23 protein-coding genes and 1 other annotated feature are annotated in these 26,035 nt (G+C 40.7%); of the genes, 1 reads left to right on the forward strand and 22 read right to left on the reverse strand.

The annotated features are described in order from the left end of the window. Positions 1 to 113: 113 nt before the first annotated feature. A complete protein-coding gene (locus EM808_RS01370) occupies positions 114 to 2,792 on the reverse strand; it encodes a calcium-translocating P-type ATPase, SERCA-type (protein ID WP_127734710.1) in 2,679 nt (892 codons plus the stop codon). Positions 2,793 to 3,088: 296 nt separating this feature from the next. Between EM808_RS01370 and EM808_RS01375 the strand changes: the two genes are divergently transcribed. Then, complete coding sequence (locus EM808_RS01375) at positions 3,089 to 4,795, forward strand: Rqc2 family fibronectin-binding protein (RefSeq protein ID WP_127734713.1); 1,707 nt, start codon at positions 3,089 to 3,091, stop codon at positions 4,793 to 4,795. 38 nt (positions 4,796 to 4,833) lie between these two features. Here EM808_RS01375 and pyrE read toward each other — a convergent pair whose 3' ends face one another. The 21 genes from pyrE to EM808_RS01480 all read right to left on the reverse strand — a co-directional run bounded on the left by pyrE (position 4,834) and on the right by EM808_RS01480 (position 25,981). After that, positions 4,834 to 5,457, reverse strand: a complete 624-nt coding sequence (gene pyrE, locus EM808_RS01380; RefSeq protein WP_127734717.1) for an orotate phosphoribosyltransferase — start codon at positions 5,455 to 5,457, stop codon at positions 4,834 to 4,836. After that, positions 5,454 to 6,170: an orotidine-5'-phosphate decarboxylase gene (gene pyrF, locus EM808_RS01385; RefSeq protein WP_127734720.1), complete on the reverse strand. Its 717-nt coding sequence runs from the start codon at positions 6,168 to 6,170 to the stop codon at positions 5,454 to 5,456. The genes pyrE and pyrF overlap by 4 nt, the downstream gene beginning before the upstream one ends. Next, a complete protein-coding gene (locus EM808_RS01390) occupies positions 6,142 to 7,083 on the reverse strand; it encodes a dihydroorotate dehydrogenase (RefSeq protein ID WP_127734723.1) in 942 nt (313 codons plus the stop codon). The genes pyrF and EM808_RS01390 overlap by 29 nt, the downstream gene beginning before the upstream one ends. Next, entirely contained in the window at positions 7,080 to 7,859 is a 780-nt protein-coding gene (locus tag EM808_RS01395; RefSeq protein WP_127734726.1) for a dihydroorotate dehydrogenase electron transfer subunit, read from the reverse strand. The genes EM808_RS01390 and EM808_RS01395 overlap by 4 nt, the downstream gene beginning before the upstream one ends. Beyond that, positions 7,856 to 11,068: a carbamoyl-phosphate synthase large subunit gene (gene carB, locus EM808_RS01400; protein WP_127734729.1), complete on the reverse strand. Its 3,213-nt coding sequence runs from the start codon at positions 11,066 to 11,068 to the stop codon at positions 7,856 to 7,858. The genes EM808_RS01395 and carB overlap by 4 nt, the downstream gene beginning before the upstream one ends. Continuing rightward, positions 11,055 to 12,152: a carbamoyl phosphate synthase small subunit gene (locus EM808_RS01405; RefSeq protein ID WP_127734731.1), complete on the reverse strand. Its 1,098-nt coding sequence runs from the start codon at positions 12,150 to 12,152 to the stop codon at positions 11,055 to 11,057. Before EM808_RS01405 ends, carB begins: the two co-directional genes overlap by 14 nt. Then, positions 12,149 to 13,435 (reverse strand): dihydroorotase, encoded by a 1,287-nt coding sequence (locus EM808_RS01410; protein WP_127734734.1) that lies wholly within the window; start codon positions 13,433 to 13,435, stop codon positions 12,149 to 12,151. The genes EM808_RS01405 and EM808_RS01410 overlap by 4 nt, the downstream gene beginning before the upstream one ends. Next, positions 13,401 to 14,336, reverse strand: coding sequence for an aspartate carbamoyltransferase catalytic subunit (locus EM808_RS01415; protein ID WP_127734736.1), 936 nt, complete (start codon positions 14,334 to 14,336; stop codon positions 13,401 to 13,403). The genes EM808_RS01410 and EM808_RS01415 overlap by 35 nt, the downstream gene beginning before the upstream one ends. Before the next feature lie 180 nt (positions 14,337 to 14,516). Then, positions 14,517 to 15,833, reverse strand: coding sequence for a solute carrier family 23 protein (locus EM808_RS01420; RefSeq protein WP_127734739.1), 1,317 nt, complete (start codon positions 15,831 to 15,833; stop codon positions 14,517 to 14,519). 176 nt (positions 15,834 to 16,009) lie between these two features. Continuing rightward, positions 16,010 to 16,552: a bifunctional pyr operon transcriptional regulator/uracil phosphoribosyltransferase PyrR gene (pyrR, locus tag EM808_RS01425; protein ID WP_127734742.1), complete on the reverse strand. Its 543-nt coding sequence runs from the start codon at positions 16,550 to 16,552 to the stop codon at positions 16,010 to 16,012. 175 nt (positions 16,553 to 16,727) lie between these two features. Further along, positions 16,728 to 17,639 (reverse strand): RluA family pseudouridine synthase, encoded by a 912-nt coding sequence (locus EM808_RS01430; RefSeq protein WP_127734745.1) that lies wholly within the window; start codon positions 17,637 to 17,639, stop codon positions 16,728 to 16,730. Continuing rightward, positions 17,608 to 18,141: a signal peptidase II gene (gene lspA / locus EM808_RS01435; protein ID WP_127734748.1), complete on the reverse strand. Its 534-nt coding sequence runs from the start codon at positions 18,139 to 18,141 to the stop codon at positions 17,608 to 17,610. The genes EM808_RS01430 and lspA overlap by 32 nt, the downstream gene beginning before the upstream one ends. Positions 18,142 to 18,224: 83 nt before the next feature. Then, positions 18,225 to 18,506, reverse strand: coding sequence for a hypothetical protein (locus EM808_RS01440; RefSeq protein ID WP_127734750.1), 282 nt, complete (start codon positions 18,504 to 18,506; stop codon positions 18,225 to 18,227). Positions 18,507 to 18,687: 181 nt separating this feature from the next. After that, positions 18,688 to 21,447: an isoleucine--tRNA ligase gene (gene ileS, locus EM808_RS01445; protein ID WP_127734753.1), complete on the reverse strand. Its 2,760-nt coding sequence runs from the start codon at positions 21,445 to 21,447 to the stop codon at positions 18,688 to 18,690. A gap of 83 nt (positions 21,448 to 21,530) precedes the next feature. After that, positions 21,531 to 21,754, reverse strand: a binding site (T-box leader). A gap of 61 nt (positions 21,755 to 21,815) precedes the next feature. Beyond that, positions 21,816 to 22,313, reverse strand: a complete 498-nt coding sequence (locus tag EM808_RS01450) for a DivIVA domain-containing protein (RefSeq protein WP_127734756.1) — start codon at positions 22,311 to 22,313, stop codon at positions 21,816 to 21,818. A gap of 206 nt (positions 22,314 to 22,519) precedes the next feature. After that, positions 22,520 to 23,293, reverse strand: a complete 774-nt coding sequence (locus EM808_RS01455; RefSeq protein ID WP_127734759.1) for a YlmH family RNA-binding protein — start codon at positions 23,291 to 23,293, stop codon at positions 22,520 to 22,522. Positions 23,294 to 23,363: 70 nt separating this feature from the next. Continuing rightward, a complete protein-coding gene (locus tag EM808_RS01460) occupies positions 23,364 to 23,624 on the reverse strand; it encodes a YggT family protein (protein WP_127734762.1) in 261 nt (86 codons plus the stop codon). A gap of 6 nt (positions 23,625 to 23,630) precedes the next feature. Beyond that, positions 23,631 to 24,122, reverse strand: a complete 492-nt coding sequence (locus EM808_RS01465) for a cell division protein SepF (protein WP_127734765.1) — start codon at positions 24,120 to 24,122, stop codon at positions 23,631 to 23,633. 12 nt (positions 24,123 to 24,134) lie between these two features. Beyond that, positions 24,135 to 24,812, reverse strand: coding sequence for a YggS family pyridoxal phosphate-dependent enzyme (locus EM808_RS01470; protein ID WP_127734768.1), 678 nt, complete (start codon positions 24,810 to 24,812; stop codon positions 24,135 to 24,137). 6 nt (positions 24,813 to 24,818) lie between these two features. Further along, a complete protein-coding gene (gene pgeF, locus EM808_RS01475) occupies positions 24,819 to 25,640 on the reverse strand; it encodes a peptidoglycan editing factor PgeF (protein WP_127734771.1) in 822 nt (273 codons plus the stop codon). Positions 25,641 to 25,717: 77 nt separating this feature from the next. After that, on the reverse strand, positions 25,718 to 25,981 hold the full coding sequence (locus tag EM808_RS01480; RefSeq protein WP_127734774.1) for a YlmC/YmxH family sporulation protein: 264 nt from the start codon (positions 25,979 to 25,981) through the stop codon (positions 25,718 to 25,720). Between the last annotated feature and the right edge of the window lie 54 nt (positions 25,982 to 26,035).

Genomic DNA, 26,035 nt, shown 5'->3' on the forward strand with positions numbered 1-26,035 from the left:
AGTTTCATAATTAGTACAGCTGCCATGTAATCCGTTGCTCTTTTTAGAGATATCCGCATAAAAAAACAAAAGGCATAGAGTTATCTCTAGTACCTTTTGGATTATAACATATTTTATTTTGATTTACTTAACAAAAATGATCCTGCTAGTAAAAAAGTTGGAACAGAAGCTAATCCTAATATCATCAGCCAATCCTTCGGTTGAATGGCAACAGTATGGAAAATGCCTTGCAGTGCCGGTACATAAATAACAACAAGCACTAACAATAGGGAGGACAATACAGCCCAAACTAAATACATGTTTCCAAATGGATTGCGGGACAATATTGATTTTTCACTGCGGCAGTCAAATACATGGATGAGCTGCGCTAGTACTAGTGTTGCAAAGGCTACAGTTTGTGCATATGCAAGATTATCTGGATTATCATTATATGCCAGCATAAAGGCAGCAATGGTCGAAAGTCCAATCAATATTCCTCTTGAAATGACCTTCCAGCCCAGACCTCTTGCAAATACACCTTCATTCGGACTGCGCGGATCACGCTTCATCACATTATCTTCCGGTCTATCAAGACCTAGAGCCATCGCTGGTAGTCCATCTGTCACTAAGTTGACCCAAAGTATTTGGATAGGAACTAATGGCAATGGCAGCGCCAAAATCATTGCAAATAGCATAACGAGAATTTCCCCGACATTAGATGCGAGCAGATACCGGATGAACTTACGAATGTTTTCATAAATATTTCTTCCTTCTATAATGGCTGATTTAATGGAAGCGAAGTTGTCATCCATTAATACAAGCGAAGAAGCTTCTTTGGCAACATCTGTACCAGTAATCCCCATTGCAATTCCTATATCTGCTGTTTTAATTGCTGGTGCGTCATTGACACCATCACCTGTCATTGCAACAATATGTCCTCTGTTTTGGAAGGCTTGAACAATTTTAAGCTTATGCTCTGGCGATACCCTTGCAAAAACAGAAACATGATCAACGACATCTTCTAATTCTTGCACACTCATATTTGCAAGCTCTTTACCTTCAAGAACTTTTGACTGACTGTTAGCAATGCCAAGCTGCTTGGCAATTGCATTTGCAGTAATAACATGGTCGCCTGTAATCATAACTGTCTTAATTCCAGCTTCCTTACACTCTCTAACAGCTTGTTTCACTTCTGGGCGAGGAGGATCAATGATACCTTGCAGTCCGATGAACACAAGCTCGCTTTCTGCTTCCTTTTCATGCAAGATGATTGTATTTGCAGAAATTTCTTTATAAGCAATCGCAATCGTTCTTAATGCTTGGGATGCAAGTCCATCGATGGCAGCTTGTACCGTATTCTTTTCTCTGCTGCCGATATTCTCTGCTCTATTCCCCATTAAGATTGTTTTACTTTGCCCAATCAAAACATCTGGCGCACCCTTTGTGACAACAAACTGCCTGCCTGTAGTATCCTTAACGATGACACTCATCATTTTTCTAGTCGAATCAAACGGAAATTCGTTTACTATTTCAAATTGGCTCAACAATTTGCTTCTTGTATACCCGGCCTTCATCCCGGCAACAATCATCGCACCCTCTGTTGGATCACCATTTAAAACATATTCACCTGATTTCTGTTCAATTTCTGCATGATTACACAGCATGCCAAATGTAAGGAGCTGTTGCAACACTTTTTCGTTTTTAGGATCAATAGCTTGATCATTTTCATAATATTTCCCTTGCGGCTCATAGCCTGTACCGTCTACAGACCATGTTCGTCCACTGCTCCACACCTTTGTGACGGTCATCTTGTTTTGTGTTAATGTCCCTGTTTTATCAGAGCAGATTACAGATGCACAGCCAAGTGTTTCTACTGCTGGAAGCTTACGGACAACGGCGTTTTTGCGAATCATTTTCTGTACGCCAAGGCTCAATGCAATCGTTACAATTGCTGGCAGCCCTTCTGGAATGGCTGCGACAGCCAATGACACCCCTGCAAGGACCATTGTGTACAGATCATTACCTTGAAGCACCCCGATACCTACAACAAGAACGGTCAAGGCCAATGCTGTCACAATCAGGATTTTTCCGAGTTGCTCCAGCCTGCGCTGTAGCGGAGTAATTTGTGATTCTGCATTTTGCAGAAGGTCGGCAATTTGACCCATGGCAGTTTTCATTCCTGTAGCAATGACAACACCAATCCCGCTACCTCTGGAAACCATCGTACCCATAAAGCCCATGTTCTCCATATCGCCCAATGTCAAATTTGGATTATTAATGGTCTCTGTCATTTTTTGAACAGGAACAGATTCACCTGTTAATGCTGACTCTTCTACCTCTAAGCTCCGTGATTCAATAATCCGGACATCTGCACCGATTCTATCACCGCTAGAAAACTTGATAACATCACCTGGTACAAGCTCTTTTGACAAGACCTTCTCCCATGTGCCGTTACGAAGGACTTGAACCTGCGGCTGTGAAAGCTCCTTCAATGCGGAAAGTGATTTTTCCGCTCTTCTCTCCTGGTAAAACCCAAGAAAACTATTAAGAATGATGATTGCAATAATCGCAATCGCATCGATATATTCGCCTAATAACCCTGAAATCAACGTTGCCGCCAAAAGCACCAAAACCATAAAATCCTTAAATTGGTTAAAGAACAGGAGCAAAGCACTTTGCTTTTCTCCTTCCTCCAATTCGTTTGATCCGAATTGCTTTACGCGCTTGCCGACATCTTCATCAGACAATCCAGCCGAAAAATCAGTATTCAATGCTTCTTCCACTTGCCTCTCATTCATTTCATGATAGTTCATCCGGCCCTCACTTCCCCCTTTTTTAAAAATCAGGCTCGCCACTTAAAAAGGCGAAAATATTATAGTCGCAGAACATCTCTCACACCTGCATAGTTGTCCCACACCACTATACAGAAATCATATTCACTTAAATGAGAAATAATGCTATTAATATCAGAAAAGCATACAAGGGTTTGTTAAGCGCATTTACTCCTTAAATCGCTCCATATATAGTTGACGCTTTATATTAGTAGAAAATTAATGTACATTAATAGAAGAACTTATGTTTTTATTCGTAAAGAAAAGGAATGTTTATTATGTCATTTGATGGTTTATTTACTAGAGCAATGGCTTCGGAAATCTCTGCAAATCTAAAGGGTGGAAGGATAAATAAGGTACAGCAGCCTTTTTCTAATGAAATTGTCCTGATTGTTCGGGCGAACGGGAAAAATCAGAAGCTGCTCCTTTCTGTCCATCCGAGTTATGCAAGAATCCAGCTTACTCAAGAAACATATGAAAATCCAAAGGAACCGCCAATGTTCTGTATGCTGCTTCGCAAGCATTTAGAAGGTTACTTTATTGAAAATATATACCAGGTTGAAACAGAACGGATGATTGTCCTTGAAGTAAAAGGACGTAATGAAATCGGCGATATTTCTTATAAGAAACTGATCATTGAGATTATGGGAAGACATAGTAATGTCATCTTAGTGGATCAAGAGAAGAACACGATTATGGACAGCATTAAGCATGTTTCCTATGCCGTTAACAGCCATCGGGCAATATTGCCGGGCTATGAATATATCGCACCACCTGCACAAGAAAAAAGGAATCCACTTGAGGCAACAGAAGAGGATGTTTTAAAAACGATTGATTTTAATGGCGGAAAGCTGGATAAACAGCTAGTTCAACATTTTTCTGGATTGTCACCACTGTTTTCTAAAGAAATAATCTATAAATCAGGGCTGGCAAACAGAACGACACTGCCTGCTGCTTTTGCTTCAGCAATGAAAACTGTGAAAAACGAACAATATGCTCCTGCTATCATGATCACAGAGAACAAAGAATACTTTTATTTCGTTCCAATCGAACATGTTGGCGGAGAGGTGAAAAATTTCCCTTCATTAAGCGAGATGCTCGACCGCTTTTATTTCGGAAAAGCAGAACGAGATCGTGTTAAACAGCAAAGCAATGATTTAGAGCGCTTCATTCAAAATGAACGGGATAAAAACAGCAAAAAAATAAGCAAGCTTGAAAAAACCTTATCAGAAGCTGAAACAGCAGATAAATATCAGCTTCTTGGCGAACTGCTGACTGCTAATTTATATGCAGCAAAAAAGGGAATGGAAAAGCTTGAAGTCATTAACTACTATGATCCAGAAGGAAGCAGTATGGAAATCGAGTTAAATCCAAGACTGACACCGTCTGAGAATGCCCAAAAGTATTTCACACGTTATCAAAAGGCGAAAAACTCCATTGATATTATTAAGGAGCAAATTAGCATTGCAGAAACAGAGCTTGAGTATTTTGAAGCCTTATATCACCAAATTTTAACAGCTTCTCCTAAGGATATTCAAGAGATTCGTGAGGAGCTAATTGAGGAAGGCTATTTAAGAGAAAGACAGAAAAAACAAGCCAAAAAAGCACAAAATGCGAAGCCTGTTCTTGACCAGTATACGTATGGTGACACGGAAATATTAGTTGGAAAAAACAACAAGCAAAATGATTACTTGACTAATAAAGTAGCGGCAAGAGATGAAATTTGGCTGCATACGAAGGATATTCCCGGGAGTCATGTTGTTATTCGCAGCAAAAATCCGTCAGAGGAAACCATTCTCCAAGCAGCAAAGCTTGCAGCTTACTTCAGTAAGGCTAGGCAGTCAAGTTCTGTTCCAGTAGACTTTACACTTGTCCGCCATGTAAAAAAACCAAGTGGCGCTAAACCAGGCTTTGTTATATACGATAACCAGCAGACTGTATATGTTACACCGGACGAAGAAACAGTCATTTCCTTGAAAAAGTAAAAGCATAATCCCGATATTCGGGATTATGCTTCTTTTGTTTACTTGCCCCACTCTGCAGGGTTTTCCTTCCATGCCTGCAGGCTTGCAATATCACTTTCCTTAATATAGCCTTTTTGCTGTGCTACCTCAAGAAGTGCTGTATAATCAGTCAATGAATGGCTTTCAATTTTTGCATCTGCAAGCAATTCTTTTCCTTTCGGCAGCTCGTATGTAAAGATCGATACTACTCCAAGCACGTCACACCCAGCTTCACGAAGGCTGTTAACTGCTGTGATGACACTGCCGCCTGTTGAAATTAAATCCTCGACAACAACAACCTTTTGGCCTTTTTCTGCTTTCCCTTCAATTTGGTTTCCTTTACCATGTTCTTTTGCTTTTGAACGAACATATGCCATTGGTAAATCAAGCACATCACTTACCCATGCCGCATGGGGGATACCTGCAGTAGCTGTTCCTGCTACTATATCTGTTTCCGGGAAATGTTCTTTGATTAAATCTGCCAATCCATTTGCAATCTCTTTTCGTACCTTTGGATAAGACAATGTTAAACGGTTATCGCAATAAATTGGTGATTTTAATCCTGAGGACCATGTGAATGGATCGTTTGGCTGTAGAAATACCGCTTTGATTTCTAATAGTTGTTCTGCAATGCTTTTCTTCATTGTGTTACACCTTCCCATTCTGTTTTAAACAATTGATAGCTTTCATACGGGTTTTGCGCGCGGGTAATCGATCTGCCCACTACAATGGCCGATACCCCTGATTCTCTTGCTGAGCCTGGTGTTGCTACACGGACTTGGTCCTGTACGTCATCTGATGACAGCCTTATACCTGGTGTTACTGTCAAAAAATCCGCGCCAAGATGATCTCGAATCAGCGCTGCCTCTAACGGAGAACATACCACCCCATCCATGCCTGCCTGCTTCGTAATTGCTGCATAATGCGCAACTGAATCTAGTAATGGTAGCTTAATTTGCTGCCATTCTTGCATTTCCTGCTGTGACGTGCTTGTCAGCTGTGTAACAGCTATTGCAAATGGTCGTTTCTGCCCTGCTGGCGTTCCTGCATCAAGACCTTCAAGTGCACTTTCCATCATGCGGATACCTCCTGCAGCATGCACATTGACAAGATCTGCTCCAAGGCCTGCAATATTGCGCATCGCACTTTTTACTGTGTTTGGAATATCGTGCAGCTTCAAGTCAAGGAATACTTGATGACCCTCTTCTTTTAATTCGCGAACAATATTCGGGCCTTCTTGATAGAAAAGCTCCATGCCTACTTTTACAAATAGCTTTTCGCCATTAAAGCGGTCTAAGAAATGGAAAACCTCTGTTTTATTTGGAAAATCAAGTGCGATTATAAGCGAGTTGCGCATTCTTTCCCCAGCTCCTTCCAGTACATTCTGAGATGTGATTAATTCCGTATTTGTCCATTAGCGCTGGCAGTTCGTCAATGATGGTTGGACAGATGAATGGATCTACAAAATTTGCTGTTCCGACTGCTACAGCACTTGCACCTGCATAGAAAAATTCTAACACATCCTCCGCACATGATACACCACCCATGCCGATTATCGGGAGATTTACATGCTGGCTAACCTCATAAATCATGCGGATTGCTACAGGCTTAATGGCTGGTCCTGACAGGCCTCCAGATTTATTTGCAAGCACAGGATTGCCTGTTCTTAAATCAAGGCGCATCCCCAGTAGTGTATTAATCATTGTCAGACCGTCTGCACCGCCCATTTCAACTGCTTTTGCCATCTCCACGATATTCGTGACATTTGGTGAAAGTTTCACGTAAACCGGCTTTTGCGAAACCTCCTTCACCTTTTTCGTTAAGTTTTTGGCCACCTCTGGAATCGTTCCAAAGGCAATACCGCCAGTTTTTACATTTGGACAAGATATGTTAAGCTCTAAAGCTGCTACATTTGGCGCCTTTGAAATTTCCTTGGCAACCTCAATATAATCTTCCTCTAAAGATCCTGCGACGTTAGCAATAATCGGCACATCAAAGGAGTTTAACCATGGTAATTCTTCACCCATAACCTTCTCTAAACCTGGATTTTGCAAGCCGATTGCATTTAACATGCCCGAATTAGTTTCAGCAACCCGAGGTGTTGGATTTCCAAATCTCGGCTCGACTGTTGTAGCTTTAATCATAATGGCGCCTAATTTACTTAAATCATATAGATTGCTATATTCACGCCCAAACCCGAAGCAGCCTGATGCAGGCATAATTGGATTTTTTAAATTTAAGCCTGGCATCTCGACATTTAATCTGTTCATATGACTACCTCCCCTGCTCTGAATACTGGGCCATCTGTACAAATCTTTTTGTAGGAGATACCTGTTGGATCATCCTGTGTATGACATACACACGCAAAGCATGCACCAATGCCGCAGCCCATCCGCTCCTCTAAGGAGATATAGGCTCTTTCTCCAGCAAAATTCTTTTCAAGATTTCGTAGCATTGGTGTTGGGCCACATGTGTAAAGAACATCATACTTGAGATTCTCTTGTTCAATTACATCTGTGACAAACCCTTTTTCTCCCATTGTCCCATCTACTGTTGCGACAAAGGTTGTACCAAATTGCGCAAACTTCTTTTCATAAAATGCAGCTGATGCTGTTTGAAACCCAAGCACAATGACAACATTAACGCCTTTTGCAGTCAATTGATGGGCAAGCTCATATAGTGGTGGGACACCGATGCCGCCGCCGACTAGCAATGCCGTTTCACCCTGTCTAGCTTCATTTACAGGAAAACCGTTTCCAAGTGGTCCAAGCACATCCACAAGCTCATGTGGTTGTTTCTGCGCCAATACTTTCGTTCCTTTTCCTTCCGCTCTGTAAATCATCGTAAAGGTACTATTGTCATGGTTTATTTTCGAAATGCTTATAGGCCTTCTTAGCAATGGGTCAAAACCGTCTGCAACCTTAACATGCACAAATTGACCTGGTTCTTTCATTTCATGAACAAGCTCACCTTTAAGGGTGAGCTCCATAATATTTTCTGCTATTTCTTTATGTGAAACCACGGTGCATTTTTCATTTTTGATCATGCAAGGACCGCCTCCATTTGTTTGCCTGCTGGTGTCATTGCTTCCGCAGAGAATGTCATTGATTCTACTACTCGAAGAATTGCTTCTGCTGTATCAAGGGATGTTAAGCATGGAATTCCATTTTCAACTGATTCCCTTCTGATTCTGAAGCCGTCGCGTGCAGGCTGGCTGCCTTTTGAGAATGTATTGATAACAAATTGTGCTTGGCCATTGCGGATAACATCAATCAAAGTTGTGCCTTCGCCGCCGATTTTATCTACCACTTTTACAGGGATATGATTGTCTTGCAAAAATTCTGCTGTTCCGCTCGTTGCCATTAGGCTGTAGCCGATATTGACAAACCGCTTCGCAAGCAGCAATGCTTCTTCTTTGTCCTTGTCACCGATTGTTAAAAGAACTGTTCCAAATGTCTGGATCTTCATTCCTGAAGCAATCAATCCTTTATACAAAGCTTTTTCCAGCGTAACGTCCTTACCCATTACCTCTCCTGTTGACTTCATTTCAGGGCCGAGTGTTATATCCACACGGCGCAGCTTTGCAAAGGAGAATACAGGAACCTTTACAAACACACCTTGCTGTTCTTCTACAAGTCCTGATGTGTAGCCTTGTTCTTTCAAGCTATTCCCCAAAATCACCTTTGTAGCAATTTTCGCCATCGGGACATTCGTAATTTTACTTAAGAAAGGAACCGTTCTGCTTGAGCGCGGATTCACTTCTAGTACAAATACTTCACCTTTTGACACAACATACTGGATGTTTAGTAGTCCAACAATATTTAAGCCTTTTGCCAATCTTGTTGTATAGTCAATTAGTGTTTGCTTAATTTCCGCTGACAAGCTTTGCGGCGGATAGACGGCAATCGAATCACCTGAGTGAACGCCTGCTCTTTCAATATGCTCCATGATGCCTGGAATCACTACGTCTACACCATCACATATTGCATCGACTTCGATTTCCTTGCCTGTTAAATATCTGTCAATCAGGATTGGTTGACCAGGACTTGCGATAACTGCTTTTTCCATATACGGAATCAGTTCTTCTTCTTTATAAACGATTTGCATCGCTCTTCCGCCTAGTACATATGATGGACGTACAAGAACCGGATAGCCGATCGTAGCTGCAACCTTTACCGCCTCTTCTACTGTTAGGGCTGTTTTCCCTTCAGGCTGAGGAATGCCCAGTGCATGCAGGCTTGACTCAAATTTATCTCTGTCTTCTGCTCTGTCTAAGTCTTCTAAAGAGGTACCGAGAATTTTAACCCCTCTGTTTGCAAGCTCTGCTGCCAAGTTGATTGCCGTTTGTCCGCCGAATTGCACGACAACCCCTTCTGGTTTCTCTAAGTCGATGATATGCATCACATCTTCTATTGTCAGCGGCTCAAAGTATAATTTATCTGATACACTGAAATCTGTTGAAACCGTTTCTGGGTTGTTATTAATAATAATTGCTTCAAACCCGGCTTCCTTGATGGCCCAGACCGAGTGAACTGTCGCATAGTCAAACTCGATTCCTTGGCCGATGCGAATTGGACCAGAACCAAGAACAACAATGCTTTTCTTGTCTGTCACAACAGATTCATTTTCATCCTCATACGTTCCATAGTAATATGGTGTTTCCGATTCAAATTCAGCGGCACAAGTATCAACCATTTTGTAAACTGGGACAAGCTTATTGTCTTTTCTCCAGTTATATATTTCAAGCTCCGTACTGTTCCATAATTTAGCGAGCTGGATGTCGGCAAAGCCCTTCTCCTTAGCTGTTTTTGCATATTCTAAATCAAACGGATGGTCTGCCAGCTCTTTTTCCAACTTGATGATGCCTTCAAGCTTGTGCAGGAAGAACAGGTCAATTTTGCTCCAGTCATGGATTGTCTCAATGGAAACCCCTCTGTTCATTGCTTCTGCTACATAAAATAATCTTTCGTCTCCTGCGACACGAATTCTCTTTTCTAATAATTCATCACTGACATTTTCACCATCGTTTAATGCAAAGTGGTAAACCTTTGCTTCTAATGAACGGATTGCTTTAAGAAGTGATTCCTCGAATGTTCTTCCAATTGCCATTACCTCTCCTGTCGCTTTCATTTGCGTGCCTAGATTTCTTTTGGCAGATTCAAACTTATCAAATGGGAAGCGTGGGATTTTGCTGACAACATAATCAAGTGCAGGCTCAAAGCTTGCATATGTTTTGCCTGTTACTGGGTTCATCATTTCATCCAGTGTTAACCCAACAGCAATTTTCGCTGCAAGCTTTGCAATTGGATAGCCTGTTGCTTTGCTGGCAAGTGCAGAGGAACGGCTCACCCTTGGGTTTACTTCAATGATATAGTATTGGAAGCTGTCTGGATCAAGTGCAAGCTGAACATTGCAGCCACCTTCGATTTTAAGGGCACGGATGATCTTCAATGATGTATTGCGCAGCATTTGGTATTCTCTATCGCTCAGCGTTTGGCTTGGCGCAACAACGATGCTGTCACCTGTATGAATGCCGACAGGATCGATGTTTTCCATATTACAAACGACTATCGCATTATCATTGCTGTCACGCATCACTTCATATTCAATTTCTTTAAAGCCGGCAATGCTTTTTTCAAGAAGACATTGTGTTACAGGGCTGTTCTTTAAACCGCTAGTGACGATTTCATTTAGCTCGGCATCATTATGGCAGATGCCTCCCCCTGTTCCTCCTAATGTAAAGGCGGGACGGACGATAACTGGATAACCGATTTGTTCCACAAACGCTTTTGCTTCATCCATGTTATGGATAATTTCGCTGTCTGGTACTGGTTCTCCTAGCTCATTCATCAAGGTGCGGAACAAATCTCTGTCTTCTGCTTGTTGGATAGCGGAAAGCTTTGTTCCAAGCACTTCCACACCGCATTCTTCAAGGACGCCTGCCTCTGATAACTCGACAGCAAGGTTCAAGCCTGTTTGACCACCAAGTGTCGGCAATATTGCATCTGGTCTTTCCTTGCGAATGATTCTGCTTACGAATTCCAATGTCAGTGGTTCAATATATACACTGTCAGCCATTTCTGTATCTGTCATAATCGTTGCTGGGTTGGAGTTAACTAGGATAACACGATAGCCTTCTTCTTTAAGTGCCATACATGCTTGAGTTCCTGCATAGTCAAATTCTGCTGCCTGACCGATAATGATTGGACCTGATCCTATTACTAGTATGCTGTTAATATCTTTACGCTTTGACATATGCGGCACCATCCTCTTTATGAGTTAAAATCATGGACATGAATCGATCAAATAAATAGTTAGCATCTTCTGGACCTGGTGATGCCTCTGGATGATATTGTACGGTGAAGGCTGGGTACTGTTTATGCTGCAAGCCTTCAATTGTTCCGTCGTTTAATGCTAGATGAGTAACTTCCAAGTCTGTCTGTTCAATAGATTTTTCTTCCACTGTGTAGCCGTGGTTTTGTGATGTTAAGGAAACCTTGCCTGTCAGCAAATCTTTAACAGGGTGGTTTGAGCCTCTGTGCCCAAACTTCATTTTTTCTGTGTTAGCACCACTTGCAAGTGCAAACAGCTGGTGGCCTAAGCATATTCCAAACAGTGGAACCTTGCCGATAATCCCTTTAATCGTTTCAATTGCCTCTGGCACATCCTTTGGATCTCCAGGGCCGTTAGAAAGCATTACCCCGTCTGGACTTAAAGACAATATTTCCTGTGCAGTTGCATTATATGGAACAACAATGACATCACAGTCACGCTGATTTAACTCTCTTAGAATTCCGTGCTTCATGCCATAATCTACAAGCACAACACGCTTGCCTCGGCCTGGGCTCGGATAAGCTTTTTTAGTAGAAACCTGCTGCACCTGATCTGTTGGCAAGACGGATGCTTGCAGTTGCTTGATAACATCGGCTACATTTTCCTCGATGCTGCAAATTGCGCCTTTTAATGTTCCGTACTTGCGGATAATTCTTGTTAATTTTCTCGTATCAATTCCTGCAAGTCCTGGAATGTTCTTTTGTTTAAAAAACTCATCCAGTGACAGTTCATTTCTCCAGTTTGAAGGGAAATCACACACTTCCTTCACAATGAAACCGTTGATTGCTGGTGCAATGGATTCAAAGTCATCGCGGTTAATTCCGTAGTTGCCGACTAGTGGGTATGTCAATGTGACAATTTGACCGCAGTATGACGGATCTGACAAAATTTCCTGGTAGCCTGTCATCCCTGTGTTAAAGACTACCTCTCCAATCGAATTGGATTCTGCTCCAAATCCTTGCCCAATAAATACTGTACCATCTTCGAGAATCAGTTGTTTTTTCATGCGTGTACACTTTCCTTTCTCCAAGCGATTTTTCCAGCTACGATTGTTGTTACAGGCCATCCTTGACAAACATATCCTGCAAATGGGGTGTTTCTTCCTTTAGATAAGAAGTTTTCTGGATTGATAGTTTCATTATCTTCTAAATCAACAATTACGATATCTGCTACTTTACCGACAGCAAGTGTGCCTGTATCCAGCTTAAATGTTTCTGCTGGTTTATTTGTAAGGAAGCTGATAAGCTGCTGCAAGCTAATAATTCCTTTTTTCACAAAGTTAGTATATAAAAGCGGGAAGGCTGTTTCTGATCCGACAATGCCAAACGGTGCAAGTTCAATTGGCTGTGCCTTTTCTTCTGCTGTATGCGGGGCATGGTCTGTTGCGATGAAATCAATCGTCCCATCCAGCAAGCCTTCTATTAACGCCGCTCTGTCTTCTTTGCCTCTAAGCGGTGGATTCATTTTATAATTTGTATCGATTCCAGGGATGTCCTCGTCACATAGTAACAAATGGTGTGGTGAAACCTCTGCCGTCACATTGATTCCCGCTCTTTTCGCATCTCTCACTACACGGACTGATTCTTTTGTGCTGATATGGCAAACATGGTAATGACAGCCTGCTGCCTCTGCAAGTAAAACATCCCTTGCTATATGTACAGATTCACAGACAGATGGAATTCCATTTAGGTTATTTGCCTTAGAAAATTCTCCCTCATGGACAGATCCTTTATTGATAAGTGAGTTGTCCTCACAGTGAGCTACAATTGCCATATCAAGGCTTGCTGCAAGCTTCATTGCTTCAAGCATTTTTCCTGCTTCTTGGATACCGACACCATCATCTGTGAATGCAAATGCTCCTAGTTCCTTTAATGCTTTAATATCTGTTATGTCTGCACCTAATTGTCTGATTGTAATCGCTGCATATGGGCGAACATGAACATTCGCTGTCTCTTTAATGCGGTTCATCAAGCTTTGGAAGTTTTCAACTGTGTCTGGAACTGGACGAGTGTTTGGCATATTAGCGATTGTTGTAAATCCGCCTCTAGCAGCAGCCATTGTTCCTGTTGCTATTGTTTCCTTCTTCTCTCCGCCAGGCTCGCGCAAATGTACATGCACATCAATGAAACCTGGTGCAACCAACTTACCGTTCGCATCAATGATTTCGTCTGCTGCCGTCTCCAATTGTGGTGCTATTTCAACAATAACTCCGTCTTCAATTAGAATATCCTGTGTAATAAATTCCCCTTTTTCATTAAGCAACTGGCCATTTTTGATAATCATTGACATGTACATTTCCTCCCTCAACTGATTGTAAAGATCTTTTTAATACTGCCATGCGGATAAATACTCCGTTTTCCATCTGTTTAAAAATTCTGGACCGTTCGCATTCCACTAATTCGTCGGCAATTTCTACATCCCTGTTTACAGGAGCAGGGTGCATAATGATGCTGCCTGGTTTCATGCGTCGTTCTCTTTCTTTCGTCAATCCATACATTTGGTGGTATTCTTCACTGGTCCATGAAGTACTGCCATCATGCCTTTCATGCTGAATTCGCAGGAGCATGACAACATCAGATGTTTCAATCGCTGTATCAACATCCTCGTAGTTTGCTTCCTGCAGCATGCTGTCATCAAACCACTCTTTAGGACCCGAAAAGACTACATTTGCACCAAGCCTTGTGAGCGCATCTGCATTTGATCTGGCAACACGGCTGTGCCGGATATCTCCTATAATGCTTACTTTTAAGCCTTGGAAGGATTGAAATTCCTGTTTAATTGTCAAAAGGTCAAGCAATGATTGTGTCGGGTGATTTCCGCATCCGTCTCCTGCATTAATGACAGGAATTTTGATTTTGCCGATTAGTTCTTGAAAGTAATTATCTTCCTTATGGCGAATCACGACACCATTTACGCCAATGCTTTCCAATGTTCGGATGGTATCATATAATGTTTCTCCTTTAACAACACTTGAGGTAGTCGTTTCAAATGGAATGACTTCAAGTCCCAGCTTCCTTTCAGCTACTTCAAAGCTGCATTTCGTTCTTGTGCTTGGTTCAAAGAACAAATTTGCTAAAAACAGCTGCTTTTCTGGCTTCCATTCCTTTCCCTCTGCAAATGCTTGTGCGCATTTCAGTATTTCTTGTATTTCTGGCACGGTAAGCTCCGAGGTTGTTAATAAGTTTTCCATTATTTATTGCCTCCTTTATGGATTCCGGGCAAAAAAATAGCACCCATTTATTGAAAATGGGTGCTAAAAGTTGAATGTTTGCGTAGATCCTGTTTTAAGCCTGCTTAAACAAGCGGATCCTTTTCGCCTTAACCTTCAACACCCTTATAAGTCTCTCTGTACTTGTTTAAAAGGTGTACATTATTTAGTTTCGTCTACTGCTTCTTCTTCAAATAAGTCGTCAGTCGCCTTGTCTCTTCCTGGAAGTACAAAGTTCAGGATGATCCCAAGGATTGCTGCAAGTGCCATTCCCTCTAGTTTAAAGTCTGAACCGATATGAATGGATGCACCGCCAATGCCTGTAACTAAGATAACGGATGCAATCACAAGGTTGCGATTTTTTGAGAAATCCATTTTTGCTTCGACTAAAATTCTTAAGCCAGAAGATGCGATGATACCGAACAACAGGATGGATACTCCGCCCATAACTGGTGTTGGAATCGATTGTATCAGGGCAGTGATCTTACCGATGAATCCAAACAGGATTGCAAACACTGCTGCTCCTGCAAGAACATACACACTGTATACTCTCGTAATTGCCAAAACCCCAATGTTTTCACCGTAAGTTGTTTTTGGCGGTCCACCGATTAAGGAGGAAATTAGTGTTGCACTTCCGTCACCTAAAATACTGCGATGAAGTCCTGGGTCTTTAATATAATCTTTTCCTACTACTTTGCTTAATACAAGCTGGTGACCGATATGCTCAGCAAGTGTTACAATGGCAACCGGCACGAACAATGCCAGTATGGCGCTGTCTAATGTTAAATCATAATCCCTGAAAGGAAGGATGAAATCCGGCATTGCGATCCATTTCGCATCAATAACACCTTGGAAATCAACAACTCCTACTAGTAATGCGTACAGGTAGCCGACAATAATCCCTGCTAGAATCGGAATGAAGCTGAACACTCCCTTACCGAAAATAGTGAATAAGATTGTTGCAAGCAATGTGACTAATGCTACTGATAAGTACAAAAGGCTGTAGTGTTGATCTGCTGTTCCGTTATTTTCATACATCGCCTGACCAACCGCAGTTCCAGCTAGTGCTAGCCCGATAACCATGATTACTGGTCCGACAACAATCGGCGGAAGCAGGTTCATAATCCAGCGGTAGCCGGCTTTTTTAATAATCAATGCGACAATTCCGTATACAAGACCTGCAATGAATGTTCCGATCATCGCTGCTGCCGGTCCGCCAAGCTTTTGGGCCGCAATCATCGGTGCAATAAAGGCAAAGGATGAGCCTAAATAAGCAGGAACCTTAAATTTTGTTATAAGAAGGAATGCTAGTGTTCCTAATCCGCTTGAGATTAAAGCGATAGCTGGACTTAATCCAATTAAGTATGGAACTAGTACTGTTGATCCAAACATGGCGAATAAGTGCTGTAAGCTTAATGTTATCCATTGAGATGCGTTTGGTTTGTCTTTTAGACCGAGTATTGGCTTTGTTTGATTCATTTTGTTCCCTCTTTCCATCTATGGTGCAATTACTGGTTTGTTTTATTTAGTATACGCAATTTCATAAAAAAACCCCTTTTATGCATAGCAAAAAGGGGTTTTTGAGCAGGCGAAACAACGCCTGTATCGACTCCCCCTTCGCAGCCTCTCCGGACTGCCATTAAAAAGGGCTATATTTAATTTTCGTATATATTTACTTCGTCTTGTCCATCCACTTCATTGAGCTCTACAACAATTTTCTCTGAACTGGATGTCGGAATGTTTTTGCCGACATAATCAGCGCGAATCGGAAGCTCCCTATGTCCTCTGTCTACAAGGACAGCAAGCTGTATGGAAGAAGGTCTGCCTACATCCATTAGGGCATCCATTGCTGCACGAACTGTTCTTCCTGTATACAGAACATCATCGACAAGGATTACCTTTAGATCCTCAATGCTTGTTGGGATATCTGAACCTTTTACGAGCGGCTCTTGATTTTCCGTTTTTTTGCTTAAATCATCGCGGTATAAAGTAATATCCAATTCTCCTACCGTAATGCTTTTGCCTTCAATTTGCGAGATTTTTTCTGCAAGGCGGTTTGCAATATAAATGCCTCGAGTGCGGATACCGACCAAAACACAGTTTTCAATCCCTTTGTTCTTTTCAATGATTTCGTGTGCAACTCTCGTTAATGCTCTTCTAATTGCTTGGTCATCAAGGACTAATGCCTTTTGCGACATTTTGCATCACCTTTTTTCTTAAAATAAAAATCCTCCCACCATGTTTTGGCGAGAGGACAGACCGATAGCATACAAGTTGCTATCTACTAAAAAATCCGAAACCTTCTCAACCTCACAGGATTGACTTAAAGGACTTATTTAATTAAGTTAATCTTATTATAAGGCTCGAATTTTGTCAACGATTATTTCTAATATTATCTATCAGCTCTTCAAAATCACTAGGAAGTGGTGCTTCAAATTCAATATATTCGCCAGTTCGCGGATGGTTAAAACCAAGTATGCCAGCATGAAGCGCCTGACCGCCAATGTCGAGCGTTTTTTTCGGACCATACTTAGGATCACCTGCAAGCGGGAAGCCAATGTATTTCATATGAACACGAATTTGATGCGTTCTGCCTGTCTCAAGCTGACATTCGATGAAAGAAAAGTCCTCCATGCGCTCAAGTACGTGAAAATGTGTAACAGCATGCTTTCCTCTATCGACTACGGCCATTTTTTGACGGTCCTTCGTGTCCCTTCCAATCGGTGCATCAACTGTTCCATAATCATGTGGAATGCTGCCATGAACTAATGCTTTATATTTTCTAGTTACTGTCTTTTCGACAAGCTGGTTTACAAGACTTTCATGGGCAGCATCGTTTTTAGCAACCATTAATAAACCTGATGTATCCTTGTCGATACGGTGGACGATTCCTGGACGCATCACGCCATTAATTCCGGACAAATCCTTACAATGTGCCATCAAGCCATTTACAAGCGTCCCTGTCACGTGGCCAGGAGCTGGGTGAACGACCATTCCTTTCGGCTTATTGACAACAATTACATCACTGTCCTCATAATAAACGTCTAAATTCATTTCCTCAGGTAAAACGTCAAGCTCTGTCAGTTCAGGAATTTCAATTGTAACAACATCATTTAATATTCCTTTGTATTTCGTCTTAACACTTTTGCCGTTAACCAACACATGACCATCCTTGATCCATTGCTGCACTTGTGTGCGTGACCAATCATTGTTGATAGTTGAAATGATTTTATCTATTCTTTCACTTACTTGTTCACTCTGAATGATATGTTCCTTTTTTTCCATTTTCTTTCTCCTTCTTTGCTGCTTTTTCCTCCTTTAGCATCACAATGATAAGCAATATAACACCAATTACTAAAGATGAATCTGCAATATTAAATATAGGAAAATCATAATTGAAGATATACGTATTAACGAAGTCCACTACATACTGATGTCTGATGCGGTCGATAAAATTACCAATCGCTCCTCCGAGGATTAATCCTAAGGAAACTCCATACAACAGCTTGCCTTTTGCACCTTTCTGGATGAAATAAATAATGCCGACAATGACAGCAGTTGTAATAATATAGAAGAACGCCATTTGTCCTTCCAAAATACCCCAAGCAGCACCACTATTACGATGAGATGTAATATAGAAGAAATCCTCGATTACCGTAATGCTGTCTCCGAGTTCCATCTTTGTTGCAACAAGCCATTTTGTCCATTGATCCAATGCAATGATTATAAGTGCAATTATGTAATAAAACACTAAAGTTTCCTCCAATTCTCGAGTCTCCTTTAGCATTTTAGCATAAACTACTTAAAAACGATAGCTTGTGCCTATTTGCAGCTGTTTTTTCTAGCTTTCAACTTCTTTTTCTTTTGCTTTTAATGCAAGGACTTTCTGTAGTAGGATTGCATATATTCCAAGTCTTTTTTTGATTTGATGGTAGGAACCAGCTCCAATATTTCAGCAGGAATCAATTCACCGGATATTTCACATGTTCCAAATTGGCCATTTTCCAATCTTCGCATGGATGCTTCTACATCCAGCAGCTCTGCCTCAATATAGTGGTTTATTTTCGAAGATCTTTTTACTCTTAATGTGGCTTCTAATTCTATTTGTGTCATACGGAGTTCGGTATAAAGCTTTTCAACGTCTAGGTTCATGGCTAAATTCCTCCGTTTCTATGTTGTTACAAATAGCTTTTCCAAATAGACCAGCAAAAACCGGCTTAACTTTTTACAACCATAACAACAATTTACGGAGGTGGAAGTTTTTTTTAGTAAAAGGAAAAACTCCCTTGAATAAAAAAAGCATTCCGGCAAATAAGCCGAAATGCTTTTTTGATTAATAATTTTCTGCTACTACACTGGCACAACGAGCACATAATGTCGGGTGTTCTTCGTTAGCACCAACATCTGTTGTTACTGTCCAGCATCTTTCACATGTTTCTCCATCTGCTTTTGCCACAAGAATTGCTGCATTCTCCAATTTCACAGCATTCTCTGGAGCTTCGTCATAGCTGCCAGCAACTTCAAAGCCTGAAACGATAAACAATTGCTTTAAGCTTTCTTGGATTGAATCAAGTAATGTTTTTCCGTCTTCATGGACATAAAGAGATACTTTAGCCGCAAGTGATTTACCAATTACCTTTTGGTTACGAGCCTCTTCTAATGCCTTCAGAACATCATCACGCAAGACCATAAACTTGCTCCATTTTTCTGTAAGTGCTGCACTGTTTTCATATTCCACATATTCAGGGAAATCTGTCAGCTGAACACTTTCTTCCGTAACAGAAGTAATATGCTCCCAAACCTCGTCAGCAGTATGCGGAAGGATTGGTGCCATCAATTTCACTAATGAAATTAAGCTTTCATACAACACTGTTTGTATAGATCTTCTTTCTTGATTATCAGCTGCTTCGATATAAAGGACATCTTTTGAGAAATCTAGATAGAAGGAGCTCAAATCAATTGTGCAGAAATTATTGATATCAGAATAAATAGTAGAAAACTCATATTTATCATAGGATTCTGTCACAGTTTTAATCAGGTTATTCAATTTTACAAGCATATATTGGTCAACTTCACGCAAGCTTTCATAGGAAACAGCATTCTCTGCTGGGTTGAAATCAGCAAGGTTTCCAAGAAGGAAACGGAAAGTGTTTCTGATCTTACGGTATCCTTCTGTTACTTGCTTCAGGATCGCATCAGATACACGCACGTCTGCTTGGAAATCAACAGAAGCTACCCATAAACGCAGGATGTCTGCACCAAGTGTATTCATTACTTTCGCTGGTACCATAACGTTACCAAGGGATTTACTCATTTTTCTGCCTTCACCATCAAGAACAAACCCGTGGCTAAGCACGCCTTTATATGGTGCTTTTCCTGTTACAGCAACTCCTGTGGACAAGGAAGAGTTAAACCAGCCGCGATATTGGTCAGATCCTTCTAGATAAAGGTCTGCTGGTCTTTGTAAATCATCTCTTTCTTCTAAAACAGACTGATGGGAAGAACCAGAATCAAACCATACATCCATGATATCTGTTTCTTTTGTAAAGTTTCCGTTCGGGCTTCCAGGATGTTCAAAACCTTCTGGTAAAAGTTCATTTGCACTTCTTTCAAACCAGATGTTTGAACCATGCTCCCTGAACAAATTAGAGATATGCTCGATTGTTGCATCTGTAATAATACTGTCGCCGTTTTCCGCATAGAACACAGGAATTGGAACACCCCATGCACGCTGTCTGGAAATACACCAGTCTCCGCGGTCACGAACCATATTGTACAATCTTGTTTCACCCCATGCAGGAACCCATTTTGTTTCCTTAACAGCATCAAGTAAATCTTGTCTGAAATCTTTAATTGACGCAAACCATTGCGCTGTTGCACGGAAGATAACAGGTTTTTTCGTTCTCCAGTCATGTGGGTATGAGTGTGTAATAAATTTCAGCTTCAATAAAGCTCCCGCTTCTTGTAATGCTTCTGTGATCGGCTTGTTTGCTTTATCATAGAATAAACCTTCAAATCCTGGAGCCTCGTCTGTCATAACACCTTTGTCATCAACTGGACAAAGAACATCAAGGTTATACTTTTGACCAACAATAAAGTCATCTTCACCATGACCAGGTGCAGTATGAACACAGCCTGTACCAGCATCTGTTGTTACATGCTCCCCAAGCATTACTAAAGATTCCCTGTCATATAACGGGTGAAGTGCTTTAATGTATTCTAACTCGGAACCTTGCACCTCTTGAATAACAGTTGCTTCTTCCCACTCTACTTCTGTTTTAACAGCGTCAAGCAAGTCTTTTGCTACTAAATATTTATTGCCTTTTTCTTCAACTACAACATACGTTAAATCAGGATGTACGGAGATACCTAAGTTAGCAGGAATTGTCCAAGGCGTTGTTGTCCAAATAACAATTTGAACATCTTCTGCAAGCACATCTTTGCCATCCTTTACTTTGAAGCCAACATAAATGGATGGAGATTGCTTGTCTTGATATTCAATTTCCGCTTCTGCCAAAGCAGATTCACTTGTCGGAGACCAGTATACCGGCTTTTTCCCTTTGTAAATATAGCCTTTTTTCGCCATTTCGCCGAAAACTTTAATTTGCTGTGCTTCATAAGCTGGATTTAGTGTGATATACGGGTTTTCCCAATCAGCACGAACACCTAGACGTCTGAATTGTTCTCGTTGGCTGTCAATTTGACCAAGTGCATATTCTTCACAAAGCTTACGGAACTCAGCGATTGTCATTTCTTTACGTTTAACGCCTTTGTTTGTTAATGCTTGTTCAATCGGCAAACCATGCGTATCCCAGCCAGGAACATATGGAGCTTGGAACCCTGTCATAGACTTAAAGCGCACGATAAAGTCTTTAAGGATTTTGTTCAATGCATGCCCAATATGGATATCACCGTTCGCATATGGTGGTCCATCATGCAAAACAAACAGCGGACGGCCGCTTGTGCGTTCTTGAACTTTTTCATAAATATTCATTTCATTCCATTTTGATTGAATGTCAGGCTCACGATTTGGCAAGTTTCCTCTCATTGGAAAAGCCGTTTTTGGCATGAGCAGGGTTTCTTTATATTCCATTGATAAATCCTCCAATAAATAATCTAAATTCATGCTGGTGTTTTAGGGAAGGTTAAAAAAACATAAAAAACCCCCTCATCCCAAAAAGGGACGAGAAGGTATTAGACTCCCGCGGTACCACCCTTATAGATAGAAAAACTATCCACTTAAGCATTTTATAACGGCAATGAACCGCCTTTTCTTACTGAATTTCAGAAAAGGACTCAAGGGTGATATTCCAATTTCCGCTTATGCCAGGCTTCCACCATCCCCGGCTCGCTATTTATAAGCAAACAGCAATTGTACTGGTCCCTATCAACGTACACATGAATATTGTTTTGTGTAAAAATTATAGGCTATTATCAGATGCTTAGTCAAGCCATCTGGAATTATTTCGTTGAGTTCAGCTCAGATGCATCCAACTCATATTCCAGCAGATGGTCCCAATCATCATTGTTCAGCAAATCAAGCTGTGCTTCAATCAGCATTTTAAAACGTGTACGGAACACTTTTGACTGCTTTTTAAGTTCTTCAATTTCAAGGGCAATCTTTCTTGCCTTAGAAAGTGATTCATTAATGATACGGTCTGCGTTTTTTTCTGCTTCTTTAATGATCAGCTTCGCTTCTTTTTGTGCGTTTCGCTTTACTTCCTCAGCCGCTTCCTGTGCTACAACGATTGACTTGTTTAACGTTTCTTCTATATTATTGTAGTGGCCAATGCGGTCATCAAGTTCAATTAGTCTTGCATCTAGTTCTTTTTTCTCACGAATTATATTTTCATAGTCCTTGATTATTTGATCTAAAAACTCATTTACTTCATCTTCATCGTAGCCGCGGAACCCTTTGCTGAATTCCTTATTGTGAATATCCAACGGTGTTAATGGCATAATGCCACCTCCCAAACTTCAATTTCTTTATGTATTTTTTCGACAGCTTTTTCCTGTTTTCCTGCATTATTTTAAGGAAAACGCCAAAAAAACAGGAAGTAAGACAAATTATACTGTTTGGAAATATTGTAACATAGATAAAGTAAAAATAACTATCGAATTTTAGTATGATAACAAAATTTATCGAGTTTGTTATATAGGACAAATTATTTTAATTTGCCGACCACAACACGCCATTTGTCTTTTTTTGTTTTTCCTTCAAGCGATTTAATAACAGACCTGCCATGTCCTCTGACAGAGATAACATCGCCTTCCTCACAGCTAAAGGAAGCATTTTCGACAGCTGCCCAGTTTACTTTCACAAGACTTGAAGCAATGTAGACGTGGGCCTTTTGTCTCGAAATATTATAAATAGCAGCAATTGTCGCATCTAGCCTTAAGGAGGCCAGTGTCGTGCTCATCTCCACCCATTCCTCTTCTAGAGCAATCACTTTATCCTTTTCGATTAGTTTCAATTCTACCTTTGCCTTTCCAATCGACTCAAGCTGAAGACGGATGTAATCCTCCACTTCCTTGCAGACTATCAGCTGAACATCCCCAGCTTTAATGAGGATATCGCCAAACTTACTTCGTGACAGACCTAATGACATAATGCTTCCGAGTACTTGTGGATGCTCAAGAGTTACGAATTTTTTTGCATATGCAATTTCGTATATCGAAAGCTGAAAATCGTCTTCTGTTGGTTCATAATAAGTGGGATACAATAAGGCTCTTTTCCGCTCAGATGCATTCGTACCACCTGCAAAAGCAACCTTCACATCACTATTTTGTCCAATTATTGTGTTCACAATCTTTTGTTCACGAGGATCTAAAAAATCTGTCAATTTTGGTGCATAGGAATCCTCGACATATTGGCGCCAGTTTATGACTTGATCGATAAATTCCTTTTCCTCTGGCCGAAAATGCTGGTATATCGACATACATACGGCTCCTTTTATTTAATGTATATAAATGACTGCATGAAAAAAGGGCTTATAAAAGCCCTGATTTTTAAACCCAGCTGAAAATTTGAAAAACACCCATTCTGGCTAAATTTAATACAAAGATAGCCACAATTGGTGAGATATCAATCATTCCAATTGGCGGGATTATCTTTCTAAACTGCTCTAAATACGGCTCACAAATTCGTGCAAGGAACGTGCCAATCCATGTTTCTCTTGCATTCGGTATCCATGACATAAAAATGTAAATAATCAGCGCATAAGAGTAAAAAGTAATTAACCTAGAAACAATTACCAGGATTAAATCCATCTAATTTTACCACCTCGCATTTTCAAATTCAGTTTCTTGAAGAAGCTGAGAGATATTACCTGAAACTTCCACGTTATCTGGCGTGCATAAGAAGATGTCCGTGCCAACCTTCTGGATATCTCCCCCTATAGCATAAACTGTCCCGCTTAAAAAATCGACTATACGCTTCCCTTGCTCCTTGTCGATTCTTTGCAGATTAACAACAACTGCACGTCTGTTTTTTAACTGGTCTGCAATATCCTGTGCTTCTGCATATACTCTTGGTTCAACCAAAAATACTTTCGAAGACTTTTGCACACTTTGCAGACTGACAACATTTTGCTTTTGTTGCTGCTGTTGAGCAGGTTGATGCTGTTGTTGTTGCTGCTGGAAATAGGACTGCGTTGGTTGCTGCTGTCTCTGGTTTCTCACTGGTTCTTGCTCCTGTTCGTACTCTTCTTCTTCATAATCTTCATCTTCTAAGAAAAAAAATGTTTTAATTTTTGATTTTATACTCAATTTTCTAACCTCCTATTTCTCACTGCCAACGAGCGCTGTGCCGATACGAATCATCGTTGCACCTTCTTCTATAGCAATCGAGTAGTCATTAGACATTCCCATGGAAAGCTCCTGGCAAGGTGCATTGCTTAATGCCAGCTTCTGCACTTCTGTCTGAAGTTTTTTTAAGTTTCGGAAGCAATTTCGCAGTAATTCTTCCTCATCAGTAAATGGCGCCATTGTCATTAAGCCAACTATTTCAATATTAGGTAGTACTTCAAGGCTTTTAATAAAATCAATTGTGTCTTCAACTGCTATGCCATGCTTTGATTCTTCTTGCGATACATTAACTTGAACAAAACACTTGATTTTCTTTACAGCTCGCTTGTTTATTTCCTTTGCTAAAGAAAAACGGTCGAGTGAATGTATGTAATCCACATGATCTATAATGCTTTTTACCTTGCGAGTTTGCAAGGAACCGATAAAGTGCCAAACTGGCTCGTCCATCAGCACCTCACGTTTTGCAAGCAGGCCTTCCTCCCGGTTTTCCCCAAGATTGGTAACACCTGCTTCCAAAGCTTCTTTTGCTCTTTCTATTGTAACATATTTTGTCACTGCGATTATGGTGATATCTTCAACGGATCGATCAGCTTTTTCACAAGCCAATTTCACCTTTTCCCTAATTTCCTCTAAATTATGCTTTACTTGCATCTTTCTTTAAACATCCTCTCTCCAGCCAATAAAACTCATCATTCTTCCTGTCTTCCCTTTATCTCGCCTATGGGAAAAGAAATAGGACTCCTCTTCGCTCGTGCAAAGACTTGTCACCTGGATCTTACTATCCTGAATGCCTGCCTTAATCAACAGCTGTTTATTGAGCTGTTGCAGACTCAATGAATATTGATTTGGTGAAACAAGCTTGTATGGCTTATCATCACTTTCCTCTAAAGCTTCGTTAACTTTATCAATAACACGGCTGTCTACTATGTATTGTTTATCTGTAATGGACGGACCGATGGCAACTTCCATTTCACTTGGATCAATTCCATGTGATTGAAACACCTTCACCATTTCTACCGAGATTCCTTGTACAGTACCTTGCCAACCTGCGTGGGCAATACCAATTGCCTTTGTTTTGCTATGAATGAAATATAGTGGCACACAGTCAGCATAGCAAAGCGTAAGCAAAATGCCCTCATCCCGTGTAAACAAGCCATCTGTATCTGGCAACGCACTTTCATAGTCGCAAGCTCCTTTGCCAGCATCAATTGTCGATACTTCCCAAATGGAGTTTTTGTGGGTTTGTTCAGATCCTACCCAATTCGTTAAAGGAAAATCAAGCTTATTTGCAACAATTTGCCTGTTTGCTGTTACCTTCTCCTTTGAATCATTAACATGATAGGCCATATTTAAACCTTTATGATGACCTATGCTTGTGCCGCCATTTTTTGTTGTGAACCCTGCGGCTAAATGAGGGTGGTCTTTACACCATGATTGAATTGTAAAATATTCAGTGTCTTTTAATAGAAAAGGTTCCATTTTATCTAACCTCAGCTTTTTTTTATAGTTTACCATAGAGTTGTGCATTGGTCATAAAAAAACCAATAAAATTATCCCTATTCTTCTACATCAATTAGCTCTAATGATTTTGTGTATTTTACTAATATGACATCTTCACCGATTTTTAAGATATTACTCCAAGGAATAACAATATCAGCCTCCCTGTTAAAGAATCTTAATACTTTTCCTGGTCCGCCAATAATGATTGAATCAATCTTGCCTGTCTGTAAATTTATATCGATATCTCCTATGTTACCAAGCTTTTTTCCATCCGCTACATTGACGACGTCTTTCACTTGAAAGTCAGATATTTTCAGCATTGTTTCACTCCTATGACTTTATACGATTTTGTTTCCTTACAGCGTTACGCTGGT

The organism is Niallia taxi (assembly GCF_004005475.1).
In the GTDB taxonomy this organism is placed as follows: Bacteria; Bacillota; Bacilli; order Bacillales; family Cytobacillaceae; genus Niallia; species Niallia taxi.